Source organism: Clostridium punense (assembly GCF_017874425.1).
GTDB classification, from domain to species: Bacteria; Bacillota; Clostridia; order Clostridiales; family Clostridiaceae; genus Clostridium_J; species Clostridium_J punense.
This window is the reverse complement of the sequence record NZ_JAGGLL010000019.1, coordinates 1-12547: the sequence shown is the minus strand read 5'-3', so window position 1 is coordinate 12547 and position 12547 is coordinate 1. Positions and strand designations below refer to the sequence as shown.

The following is a 12547-nucleotide window of genomic DNA, read 5'->3' as shown; positions in this document are numbered from 1 at the left end:
AAAGCTTAAGTGTTCAACTGTATGTTGAATACTTAAGCCAGGTTGAAGCTGTTATTTTATATAGTTAATTACATTTTCTTTTCTTGGAAGTGCCTTAAGTTCTTTTGTTATTGCAGAGTAACCAAGAGTCACAGCAAACTGAGGCTTGTAGCCTTCTGGAAGGTTTAATTTTTTTACTTCTTCTTCATCTTCAAATATGAAAGTAGTAAGGCCTACCCAGCAAGAAGCAACTCCAAGACTTTCAGCCATAAGTAACATGTTTTGCACTGCTGCACTACAGTCAGCCATTGGACAGTATGGAAGTTCCTTATTGTTAGTTTCTAACCCCGAAACAATAATTACCGTTGGAGCATTGTGAAGGATATGATATTTTTCATTTTCAGCCATTTTTACAATCCAATCAGTAGAGGCTTTTTTCATAAGTTCTTTTGATTTAATATTTATTTCATCTAATACTTCTTTATTTTGAATAACTGTAAAATACCAAGGTTGATCATTATGACCACTTGGCGCAAAAATACCAGCTTCAAGGATAAGATTTAATTCTTCATCTTTTATTTGATCAGGCATATACTTCCTTATACTTCTTCTGTTTTTAATTAGGTCTAAAAGATTATTCATTTGTTTCCTCCTATGATTCTTTAGTTTTAAAATATGGGCATCAAATTACAAAAATAGTTTTTCGAATCCAATAACAATAGTTGTTATAAATTGATGCATTTTTACTAGTAGTATATAAGTTGCAATACTATTTTTAAATTATAAGATAATATTAAGGAACTTATATTAAAGAGAATGCAAAACAGGATTATATATTTATAATGTGTCTTTATTCCATTCTATATATAAAATTATTGTCTAAGGACTTATTAAGTGACGAAAAACATAAATATAGTTTATACTATTTTAATAGAAATTTAAATAGTAAATATAAGTACTAACTTATAAATTGTAAAAGGAAGTTTTGTTATAATATAAGTAACTATAGGCAATTTATAAATATAATTGGAGGTTTATTATGAGTTTTAAAGAGTTGGTGAATTTAAGGGAAAGTACTAGAGCATATATGGATAAAAAAGTTGAAAGAGAAAAATTAGAGCTTTGTATTGAAGCGGCAAGAATGGCACCTTCAGCTTGCAACTCTCAACCTTGGAAGTTTATCCTTGTGGATGAAGAAAAATCAGTTGAAGATGTTGCAAAAATGGTTTATGACCCAATGATTCGCATGAACAAGTTTGCTTTAGAAGTACCAGCTTTTATAGTGGTGGTACTTGAGAAGCCTAATATTACTTCAAAAATAGGAGGTATTATTAAGGGAAAGGACTACAGTATCACTGATATAGGTATCGCCACAGAGCATATTTGTTTATCAGCAGCTGAACAAGGTCTAGGAACTTGTATTATAGGTTGGTTTAAGGAAAAAGAGATTAAAGAATATTTAAAGATACCAAGGGGAAAGGAAGTGCCTCTAGTAATTACTATTGGATATCCTAAAAATGAAGAAGTTAGAAAGAAAGTTAGAAAAGATCTAAAAGATATAATGAGCTATAACCATTATTAAAAGACTTAAGGGTACAAGGATTGGTTAAATAATAAATGAAATGTTATTTTCTAGAAAATTATCTAAATACTCGTTGAAAGAAAATTCAGAACAATATACAATTATATTAGGGGAATAATTTAATATTAAAGGGGGCAATATATTTGGAAATTCTAACTAAAGTGTTACCTTATGCAATTCCAGTGGTGGCGGTATTAATTATAATACTTTTATTCTGGAAGCGTATGCCAGCAGATAAAGCTATGGTAATCACAGGCTTAAAAAAGAGAGTTCTTTCAGGAAGAGGAGGTATATTAATACCTATTTTAGAAACTTCTTGCACAATTTCTTTGGAAAATATTTCTATCAAGACAGATATTAATGAAGCGCCTTCAAAGCAAGGAATTTTTGTTAATATAATAGGTACAGCAGTAGTTAAAATACAAAATGATACAGAGAGTATTTTAAAGGCTGTAGAGCAGTTTTGTAGCGGTGGAGCACAAGACACTACAAAGGTTATAAGCAATATCGTTGAGCAAATTTTAGAAGGTAAGCTCAGAGGAATTGTTTCTACTTTAACTGTAGAGCAAATCAATGAAGATAGAGCTGCTTTTGAAGCAAGAATTGAAAATGATATAAGAAAAGAATTAGAGTCCATGGGACTTTCACTTGTTTCTTACTCAATACTTAAGATATCAACTCAGGGTGGATACCTAGAAAACAGAGCAAAACCACAAATAGCTCAATCTAAAGCAGATGCTGATATTGCTGAAGCTGAAAGAAAAAGAGATACAGAAATCAAAACAGCTAATGCTATAAGGGAAGGGCAAAAGGCTAAATTAAGTGCTGAAACAGAAATAGCTGAAAGCGAAAGAGATAAATCATTAAAGGTTGAAAGCTATCGTGCTGAAAGAGATAAGGCAAAGGCTAATGCCGACGTAGCTTATAAACTTCAAGAAATTGAAAACCAATCACTTTTAGCACTTCAACAAGCAGAACTTGCTAAGAAAAATGCCTTAGTTATTGAAGAAAGACTAGTTGCAGAAGTTAAAAAACCTGCAGATGCTAAGAAATATGAAACTGAGGTTAATGCAGAGGCTAGCAAAATTAGAGCTATAAAAGAAGCAGAAGCAGAGGCTGAAGCTATTAGAATTAAAGCTATAGCAGAGGCAGATGCTAAGAAAATTGAAGCTCAAGCAGAAGCAGAGGCAATTAAAGCTAAAGGGCTTGCAGAGGCAGAAGCAATTAAAGCTAAAGGGCTTGCTGAAGCTATGGCTAAGGATAAACTTGCAGAAGCTATGGCAAAATACGGTGAAGCAGCAGTAGTTGAGCTTATTGTAAGCAGACTTCCAGAAATTATGGCTTCCGTTGCTAAACCTATGGAGCAAGTAGATAAGATTACAATCATTGACAATGGTGGTAGCCAAGGTGGCTCAAAGCTTTCAAAGATTGTAACTGATGTGGCAGCCAATGGCTTTGAGGTATTAAAGGATTTAACTGGAGTAGATGTAAGCAATATATTAAACAACTTTGCTACTAAAAACAACATTGAAACTAAAACTTCAGTTAAGGAAGTAATAGAAAACATCCCTCAAGATAAAAACTTAATTAATGAAGTCGTAGAAAATATGACTAAGAAAGAAGAAATTGAGGATTAGTAATTAATACTATATAAATTTGGAGTAAGGATTTTATTTTCCTTACTCTTTTGTTTTTATTAGGGTACTAAGTACAAGCAGCCTGCGTATAATATAATAAAACTTTTTAGGAGGGTGCTATGGATTTAATGTTCAATTTGTTTCCTATCTTTTTTATCATTATCTTTGTAATTGTAGTGGGATCTTTTATTGTAGCTGCAATAACTGGAGTAAAGGAATGGAGCCATAATAACGGCCAACCCAAATTAACTGTAAATGCAAGGATAGTTGGAAAAAGGGAAAATGTTACACACCATAATCATAATAGTGGAGACCATATGCATCATACAACTTCTACCACATACTACGTAACCTTTGAGGTTGAGAGCGGAGATAGGATGGAGTTTGCTGTGAGCGGAAATCAATATGGAATGTTGATTGAAGGGGATAAGGGTAAACTCCACTTTCAAGGAAGTCGCTATTTAGGCTTTGAAAGGATTTTCTAAAAGTACTTAGGCATCTTCAAAAACAAATAAGTTAGTAGGTTTGTATATTTGACTTATTACCTATTCTCAGATGCCTTAAAGCAGGATAATATGGAGGTACTAAAGTGAACAATTTATGGTCAAATTGTGTGCAAGGACCTTTGACTTTGGATTTAAGTAGAGATATAAGGTTTAAGGATTGCTATAAAGATAAACTTTTAGAGGCACTAGGGTTAAAATCAGAAATTACAGTGATTGATATAGGCTGCGGACCTGGTACCCTTACAAGAAAACTTTCAAAATGGCTTGGAGAAAAAAGCACAGTAATTGGAATTGATATAGATAGTAAATTTATTGAATATGCAAAAAATATAGCAAGGGATTTAGGAATAAATAATATTTCTTATATTGAAGGAAATGCTCTAAAACTTCCACTAGAAGATAACTCTGTGGACGCTTGTACATCTCATACTGTTATAGAGCATGTGCCTAATAAGGAATTCTTATTAGAACAAAAAAGGATTTGCAAAACAGGGGGAACAGTATCTGTAATTAGTGTAATGCATAAGCAAATTATAAAAGCACTTTCCAAACATGGACCACAGATTAGCCAAAGAGAAAAAGAGCTCTGGAAGATTATAGATGAATATTGGGAAGAGGAAGATAAAAATAGAGAGGTAGACAAATATGAAATGAAGCCAATTGAACTTCCTTTACTATTTGAGCAACTAGGCTTTCATGATATTAAAATTGATGCTCTAGCCATTCCAACTTGTATAGATGACTGTAGAAATAGTATGAAAGATAGAATTGCAATTATAGAGTCAGAACGGGCAATGGAATTAGAGGCTTTAGAAATAGGTATAAGGCAGGTACCTTATAAACTTCCCAAGGAAGATATTGAAGAATTAAGAAGTTTAATTGAGAGCAGATTTGCAAGGCGAATTGATATGATAGACAAAGGAAAAGCTATTTGGGACTTTACTGTTGTAACTTTAATCATTGTTAGTGGCAGGAAATGAGGCATCTTCAAAAACAAATAAGTTCATTAGCCCTAGAACACATTAGATTTCTATTAGATTAGAAAAGCTAAAGTTATCTAGGGCTTTTTTAGGAGAAAATAAACTTTGTATTAAAGCTTATTTTTTATGCCTTTGATTCACTTATACTGCGCTGAACCATAAGGAGCATATCGTGAAATTTTTCGAATAACAGGCCTGCTACAAACCACGCTGGACCGTAAGCCAGTGTGATTACTCCGTAAATTTGAAGAGGCTTAGATGAGTAATCCCAAGGACAGACACCTATAGTATATTTAAGCAGCATACCAGTAACAAATTCCGCTGCAAGAATTAATAGCATATACAACCCTCCTCTAAAAATAAGTGGAAGATGTCTTATCCTGTTATGGACAGGTTCGAGAAATACTGCAAGACCATATATGGGGAACATCCATATATAAGTATGACCAGTGAGTTTTACATCACCGCTTAGCATGGAAAATAAACCAGTCCATAAAACCTCTACACAAAAACCAGCAAGTCCGTAAATAATAAATCTTTTTCCCATAGCTATAGTTTTTTCATATATACTAAAACTATGCAATTAATGTAAAATTGTACAAGTATTTGAGAAGATTACATAAACTTTACAAATTTCCGTTACTTTTTTATAATTTCCTTCGTCTAAGAAGTGTAAAGAGCATTAAGAAAAATAATTAATCAAATTTAGCACATAAAGCTATATTAATTATTTCACAGAATGCTATGGGCTTTTAAAAAACACTAATTAGTAAAGTTTGAAGCTCGCAAAGGAAGCTAAGGGCGTAATTCATTATAAGTAAAATTGTAAAGTGCCTCCTATATGTCCCAACAAGCAAATTGGAAAAGGCTTTAAAATAATTAAAATCAATATCAGTTTATACTTGAATTACTGAGCAGCTTAGCTTCCTATTTGATTTGTTTAGTATAATTAAATTTTATTTAGAGCTTATTTATATAGTTTATTGAGGAATAAACTTTTAAAAATGAATCTATGGATTCAAAACTATAAAAGGAAATATGAAAATGTTTTCTTATAACATAACTAATTATATTTAGGACGGTGATGAATTTGGTTACTGATGAAACCTTAATAGAAAAGGTTTTGGCAGGTGAATGCCAGGCCTTTGAGATACTAATTAAAAAGCATCAGGGAGTAATTTATAACTATTTATATAAAATTACTTTAAGTAAGGAAGATGCTGAGGATATAACTCAAGAGGTATTTATAAAAGCTTACAATAAGCTATATACCTTTGAGAGAAAAGCTAACTTTTCTACTTGGTTATTTAAAATAGCTGTTAATACTTTAAATGATAACTTTAAAAAGAAAAAGGTTTTCGAGTTAGAAAAAGAAGAAGCAATGATGAGTATTAAGTGCAGTGAAAGAGACATTCCTGAAGAGGCATTAAGTTTAAAAGAGAAAAAGCTAGAAGTACTAAAGCTTCTAGAGGGATTAACCTTAGAGCAAAAAAATGCCATAATCTTAAAATATGTTAGAGGGTTTTCTTATAAAGAGATAGGTAAAGTTCTCGGAGTTAGTGAAGAATCCGCAAAAATGAAGGTCTATAGAGCAAGGAAAAAGCTCTGCAATACCAGAAGTAGCAATACAATTGAAGGGAGTGTTTTAAGTGAATTGTAATACAGATATATTGTTTAAGTATATAGATAACATCTTGTCAGATGAAGAAGAATTAATATTTGAAGAACATATAAATCATTGTGATAGCTGCAGAGAAACTTACAATACTTTTAAGCTTTTAGAAGGCTTAGAAGAAGAGAATGATATAAGCATAGATGTTTCAAGTAAGGTAATGGAAAGTATTGATAAGCATAAATATTCTAAGAAGAATTATTGGCATTTAAATAGATTTGTCATAAACAAAAAGGAGATTTATAAATTTGCAGCTGTAGCTATGGTTACTATTATGGTTACAACTGGGGTTTTAAGCAATAAATATATAGGTTCATTCATTAAGGGCATTAATACTGCTAATGCAATTAAACAAGGGAATATTTCTCCGGCAGCAAATAATAGCAGTAAAGAGGCTGAATTAGGGGAACGGTTTATACTAAGTAAGGATATGGTTAAGGCAGCAAATATAAATCTAATATTATACGATTATAAATTTACTGAAAGTGATAGGATAAATTCACAAGAGATAAATAGAGAAATTGATAAAATAGAGGAAAGAACTATGTGGATAACTCTGAAGCCATTTACACCTAACCTTGATTTAGATAGTCCTATATTCAAAATTAATATACAATATGAAAAAGTAAAATACGAGTATTATGGCTATGAAGCAAAGGGCTTCAAGGAAAAAACTATTATATTACAAAAGTACACTGGAAATATAAATAAAGATAAGGAATTTTACTTATTAGAAGAAGAACATAACATTATACAAGATTTAATGAACAAATTTGCTACTAATGAGAAAAAGTAAAAAAATATGATTCTTCATAATAGAAATTTATATGTAAAAGAAATTCTCTAGAAGTAATTTTCAAAAGATATCTTAAAACATTAAGAGGGTGGGAAACACAACTAGATTTTACACTAAGAAATATTTCTATGCCCCAAAGTAGCTAATTAGTTCCTTTAATTTATCATTTTACACTTATCAATCAGATTGAGTTTAGTTCACTTTTATGGTTAACCATTACATTCTTTAGGCATCTGAAAATAAATAACAAGTGAAAGATGTGAAGGCTATTTTGTGTTCACAAGCAAGCCTGTGCAGACAAGGAAACAGGTTCCGCAGATAGTGGGGCTATCAAAGGGTTTTGTTGAAGCAGTATAGCACAAAATAGACGAGCAGATTGACTTATTTATTTCTTGAAGATGCCTTATTACAAATATGTAGTGTTGTAAGGGGATAGAGGTTTATGAAAAAGTATATATTGTTATCAATAACTATAATTATTTTACTATGGAGTGGATATTTTTTTAGTAATAAGATTTCAAAGGAGAAAGAAGTTTCAACCTTCTTGAGTAAATCTTATGAGTTGCCTGCCTTTGATGAGAATCTCCCAGATCCGCTACATGTTAGGTTGAACCAAGTTGACTTAAAGGGGAAAGATTTATCAGAGCTAGATATAAATGATAGAAGCAAAGATCTATTTCATGCCTACTTTGATACTACAACTAAATGGCCAACTAAAGATAAAATGCCAAAGGATTATAATCCAAAAGAAATATTAAATATGGGGAAAGACCCAGGACTTGATATTAAAAAGCTTCATAAGCAAGGGATTACTGGGAAAAATATAGGTATAGCAATATTAGATTCACCTTTAAAAAATAAGCATGAAGATTACCAGGATAGAATAAAACATTACGAAGAGTTATATAATCCAAGGACCGATAATCTCATGCATGGACCAGCTGTAACATCAATCGCTGCAGGTAAGACTGTAGGGGTAGCACCTAAAGCTGATATATATTATTTTGCAATTAATAATACTTATCTAGATAAAGCGGGTAATTCACGCATGGATTTTGAAAAAGTGGCAAATGCAATAGATAAAGTAATAAATCTAAATAATGAATTACCAGATAATAAGAAAATAAAAGTTATTTCTATGTCTATGGGATGCTCTCAAGAAGATAAAGGATATAAGGAGTTTTTAGAAGCTGTAGACAAAGCTAGTAAAGAAGGCATATTTGTTATTTCTACATCATTATCTAGAACACATGGATTCAAGTTTTCGGGATTAGGAAGATTCCCAGTAGATAACCCTAATGAAACCTCATCATATGTAGCAGGTAAGTTTTGGGAAGGATCAGTTTTTTCAAAAAATACTCCAGAGCAATTTTTAGAATGGGATACAGGATACGTACATTTCCCAATGGATTCTAGAACTGTTGCAGGACCAAACTACAATGATGAGTATACTTTTCATAGATATGGTGCATTTAGTTGGGTAGTTCCATATATCTCTGGATTATATGTATTAGCTTATGATGCAAATGATAAGATTACACCTGAGGTTTTTTGGAAAACTGTAATAGAAACAAGTAAACCAATTGAAGTTGAGTACAAGTCACAAAAATATGAATTAAAACATGTTATAAGTCCAGTAGATTTGATAGAAAAAATTAAAACACTTAGTTGACAAAAAATCATACTGTGTATATCAGTATCTTTTCAATAAGAATATTTAAAACATATAAGGAAATCAAGGCTTATTCTATAGGCAAACCTATAAAAGGTTTGCTTGTAGAATATTTTATTACATAAAGAATTTAACTTTTAATTTATAAAAACTCTATAATCTTTAATGTATTAAGTTTAGGTTTTACTTAAAAGCTTTAGATTGCTGAACTAGCTTAAAAACTATGGAAATATACGCATTTGTTCCATGAACTTGTCATAATATATAGACAACCATACAAAATCTATAATACAAGGGGGAGTACTGTGGGCAAATACAGAGGCAAATACTATGTTAAAAGAGTAAGTAGGGATAGTGCTATAAAGAGAGTGTTTAAAAGAATTGGAATTTTATTCTTCATTGCAATATTTATTTTTACTACCATTTTTATTTTAGTAAGACCTTTTAGAAATTTTGTTATTGGAAGAACTGGAAATACTATTTGGTGGCTTGAAAATGAACTTCATATTGGAAAAAGAGTTGAAGTTTCTGAGGAATATTCTAAGGTAGATAAAAATAATAATGGAATACCTGACCCATTAGATATTGTTCAAGCTGCAAGAAAAGAAGCAGAAAATAAGACAAAGTATAAGGATGCTTACTATGTAGGTGGATATCCACCAGAGGGTGAAGGTGTGTGCACTGATGTGATCTGGAGAGGCTTTGAAGGCATTAATGTTAATTTAAAGAAGCTTATTGATGAGGATATAAAGAAGAACAAGGATAAATATTGGAGAATTGATGGTAAAGAGGATCCCAATATTGATTTTAGAAGAGTACCTAATCAGCTGGTGTTCTTTCAGCAGCATGCAATTTCTTTAACCACAGAAATGAAACCTAATGATCCAGAAAATCTTAAAGAGTGGCAGCCGGGGGATATCATTGTTATGCTAAAACCCTATGAACATGTTGCTATAGTATCAGATAAGAGAAATAGCAAAGGAGTGCCTTATATAATTCATAATACAACACCTAGTGCTGCAGAATGCCCCTATATTTTTCAAGGTGTAGAACTTGTAGGGCACTTCAGGTGGAAGTACTAAGGTATGAAATACGTTGAGATTTTATTTTTCCATAAAAGATGGCATAACTCAATAAATTAAGTATGCCATCTTAATTTGTGAATCTACATTTGCCAACTACTTAGATGTAGAAAGTTGATTAGTAAATAAATAATTTTTGAGTATTAGTTTTACCATCAGCTTTTTCATTAAAACAATAATTAGTAGTAATGGACAATAAGATAATTGGTCACACACTAATCCAATAGATTTTATAAATACTTCATCAATTCTGTTTCAAATCCACTAGTTAAATTCATAAGACTTTCATAAAATTCATGACTTACTCCAGGAACATTATAATAGTGATTCTGTATATACCCCTTCATAGTACCCATAAACTTTAAATAACCATTTAAATCATTTGGCATATTGCCATTATATTCCTCGTTATGCATTAAAAAAGCACTATACACAGAGCTAAAACTTCTCATAGCCTCTTTAACTTCAGGAGTGGCACTTTCCCATTTTTCTCTCCAGGCTCTGCGTACTGATCCTGGTGCTGTTGGCGGAGGAAAGGATACTATACTGTTTTTAAACTCTTCAAAAGTACAATTTGCATGAGCAGCATGGCTAACGGTATAAAGTTCAAAGAGTTTTGCATCTTCCTCTTCACTTATTTTTTTTTCCTCTAGAGCTGATTTGTAAATTACCTGGACATTAATATTTTTATTAATTGGCTTATTATTTTTCATATTTAATAAATTGGTTGAATAATTGTTTAGACCAACACTATTTGACGTTATATTCACTATGTATTACCTCCCCGTTTTAAATAACACAAACTTAGGTATAATAATCCTAGCCAAAGTTTGTATTATTTAAAGTTTAGTTAATCCTTAGAAAAGATGGCATTACTTAATAAATGAAGTATACCATCCTAATTTGTGAATCTATATTTTTTATATAATTAGAAGTTTAACAATTATTTTGATATTAGTTGTGTCATCAGCTTCTTTATTAAAACCATAATTAATAATAATGGACAATAAGATAATTGGTCACACACTAATCCAATAGATTTTATAAATACTTCATCAATTCTGTTTCAAATCCACTAGTTAAATTCATAAGACTTTCATAAAATTCATGACTTACTCCAGGAACATTATAATAGTGATTCTGTATATACCCCTTCATAGTACCCATAAACTTAAAATAACCATTTAAATCATTTGGCATATTGCCATTATACTCTTCATTATGCATTAAAAAAGCACTATAAACAGAGTCAAAACTTCTCATAGCCTTTTTAACCTCAGGAGTGGCACTTTCCCATTTTTCTCTCCAGGCTCTGCGTACTGACCCTGGTGCTGTTGGCGGAGGAAAGGATACTATAGCTTTCTTACACTCTTCAAAGGTAAAAGCTGTATGAAGAGAATGATCTGATTTATAAAGCTCATAGAGTATTGCATCTTCCTCTTCACTTATTTTTTTTTCCTCTAGAGCTGATTTGTAACTTACCTGGATATTAATATTTTTGTTAATTGACTTATTATTTTTCATATTTAATAAATTGGTTGAATAATTGTTTAGACCAACACTATTTGATGTTATATTCACTATGTATTACCTCCCCGTTTTGAATATTATAAACTTCTGATTAACATTTTAGCTGAAATTTATGATATATTAAATTTTAATTATTTATTAGAAGATATAGCACAACCTAATAAATATATTTGATTGTGCTATATATTTATTGTCTATTTTCAGCTATGGAGTTATAGGAGCAATTTTATTAAAGGTAACATTAGTTCTTATAACTTTACCCATGTTACCAATGCAACCTAATTCAATGTTATGGGTTCCATCAGCTAAGTTATCAACTTTATAAGTAATGTACCAGCCAATAACCACTGTGCCATAAGAGCTATATTCTGTTATAGCTTCTCTGTTAACTTCTTTAAAATCAGTTGATACCTTATCCACATTAATAAATCTACTGCCATATCCTAGTTGTTTAACTTTAATGTATATTGGTCCAGAAGCCTCAATTTTGTTACCAGGGTATTGAATGAACTTACCTTTATTGAATGCTTCTTGAGTTGCCATTCCATCTACACCAAAGTAATATACACCAGGTGCAGCTGGTGCTGCATTTGCATTTGTTACAGGCATAGATAAAAGTATGCCTATTGCTAGTGTTAATACACTAAATAATTTTACTAAATGTTTCATAATTATAACATCCTTTCTATAATTGGTATTTTACTAAAATTATACAAATCATTAAAAAGATGGACAAGTATTAAAATACCTTATTACTATACATTATATAGCAATAAGCTGTTATTACTTACAGATACTCCCATTATCTCAGAAATTTAAGCAACAATTAAATTCTGTTATTTTGTTTAAAAATGAGGAGGTTTATGTGAAATTTTTTAAATAAAATTACTGTTTTATATCTTGAAATAATCTTGAAAGCCTTTGATTTTAAGGGGTTATAATAATTTAACTAAAAATAGATTTTTCAACTTATTAACATAGTTAATAAGCTAAAAATATTGTGTTAATGGTTATTAACACCACTTTACAACAAAATTAACTTACTTCATCTAAGTGAATTAAGGAATTAATTACCTCTAAAGCCCTATCATTAATTTTGCGCTTTTGTAGG

The 12547-nt window shown here is 30.9% G+C and carries 13 protein-coding genes; 8 read left to right on the top strand and 5 right to left on the bottom strand.

The genetic code is table 11. The features are described from left to right. Positions 1-51 precede the first annotated feature (51 nt). Positions 52-621, bottom strand: a complete 570-nt coding sequence (locus J2Z44_RS12445; protein ID WP_021283492.1) for a nitroreductase family protein — start codon at positions 619-621, stop codon at positions 52-54. A gap of 397 nt (positions 622-1018) precedes the next feature. On the opposite strand from J2Z44_RS12445, the gene J2Z44_RS12440 reads away from it, so the two are divergent. From J2Z44_RS12440 to J2Z44_RS12425, 4 genes are all read left to right on the top strand, one after another. Next, positions 1019-1561, top strand: coding sequence for a nitroreductase family protein (locus J2Z44_RS12440; protein ID WP_021283493.1), 543 nt, complete (start codon positions 1019-1021; stop codon positions 1559-1561). A 143-nt stretch (positions 1562-1704) separates the two neighbouring features. Then, the gene (locus tag J2Z44_RS12435; RefSeq protein WP_021283494.1) at positions 1705-3198 is read left to right on the top strand and encodes a flotillin family protein; all 1494 of its coding nucleotides are present in this window, start codon (positions 1705-1707) and stop codon (positions 3196-3198) included. Between the two features lie 119 nt (positions 3199-3317). Further along, on the top strand, positions 3318-3683 hold the full coding sequence (locus tag J2Z44_RS12430; protein WP_021283495.1) for a DUF2500 domain-containing protein: 366 nt from the start codon (positions 3318-3320) through the stop codon (positions 3681-3683). A gap of 104 nt (positions 3684-3787) precedes the next feature. Further along, positions 3788-4684, top strand: a complete 897-nt coding sequence (locus J2Z44_RS12425; protein WP_021283496.1) for a class I SAM-dependent methyltransferase — start codon at positions 3788-3790, stop codon at positions 4682-4684. 124 nt (positions 4685-4808) lie between these two features. On the opposite strand, the gene J2Z44_RS12420 is transcribed toward J2Z44_RS12425, so the two are convergent. Beyond that, the gene (locus J2Z44_RS12420; RefSeq protein ID WP_342591516.1) at positions 4809-5267 is read right to left on the bottom strand and encodes a putative ABC transporter permease; all 459 of its coding nucleotides are present in this window, start codon (positions 5265-5267) and stop codon (positions 4809-4811) included. Between the two features lie 501 nt (positions 5268-5768). Between J2Z44_RS12420 and J2Z44_RS12415 the strand changes: the two genes are divergently transcribed. The 4 genes from J2Z44_RS12415 to J2Z44_RS12400 all read left to right on the top strand — a co-directional run bounded on the left by J2Z44_RS12415 (position 5769) and on the right by J2Z44_RS12400 (position 9906). Further along, on the top strand, positions 5769-6344 hold the full coding sequence (locus J2Z44_RS12415; RefSeq protein ID WP_242833416.1) for an RNA polymerase sigma factor: 576 nt from the start codon (positions 5769-5771) through the stop codon (positions 6342-6344). After that, positions 6334-7152: a zf-HC2 domain-containing protein gene (locus tag J2Z44_RS12410; protein WP_021283499.1), complete on the top strand. Its 819-nt coding sequence runs from the start codon at positions 6334-6336 to the stop codon at positions 7150-7152. The genes J2Z44_RS12415 and J2Z44_RS12410 overlap by 11 nt, the downstream gene beginning before the upstream one ends. A 442-nt stretch (positions 7153-7594) precedes the next feature. Continuing rightward, on the top strand, positions 7595-8824 hold the full coding sequence (locus J2Z44_RS12405) for a S8 family serine peptidase (RefSeq protein ID WP_021283500.1): 1230 nt from the start codon (positions 7595-7597) through the stop codon (positions 8822-8824). A gap of 305 nt (positions 8825-9129) precedes the next feature. Then, positions 9130-9906 (top strand): DUF1287 domain-containing protein, encoded by a 777-nt coding sequence (locus J2Z44_RS12400; RefSeq protein WP_021283501.1) that lies wholly within the window; start codon positions 9130-9132, stop codon positions 9904-9906. A gap of 230 nt (positions 9907-10136) precedes the next feature. Here the strand turns inward: J2Z44_RS12400 and J2Z44_RS12395 are convergent, their stop codons facing one another. The 3 genes from J2Z44_RS12395 to J2Z44_RS12385 all read right to left on the bottom strand — a co-directional run bounded on the left by J2Z44_RS12395 (position 10137) and on the right by J2Z44_RS12385 (position 12105). Next, positions 10137-10676 (bottom strand): hypothetical protein, encoded by a 540-nt coding sequence (locus tag J2Z44_RS12395; RefSeq protein ID WP_021282910.1) that lies wholly within the window; start codon positions 10674-10676, stop codon positions 10137-10139. Positions 10677-10947: 271 nt separating this feature from the next. Then, positions 10948-11487, bottom strand: a complete 540-nt coding sequence (locus J2Z44_RS12390) for a hypothetical protein (protein WP_209649612.1) — start codon at positions 11485-11487, stop codon at positions 10948-10950. A gap of 153 nt (positions 11488-11640) precedes the next feature. After that, a complete protein-coding gene (locus tag J2Z44_RS12385; protein WP_021282913.1) occupies positions 11641-12105 on the bottom strand; it encodes a hypothetical protein in 465 nt (154 codons plus the stop codon). Positions 12106-12547 lie beyond the last annotated feature (442 nt).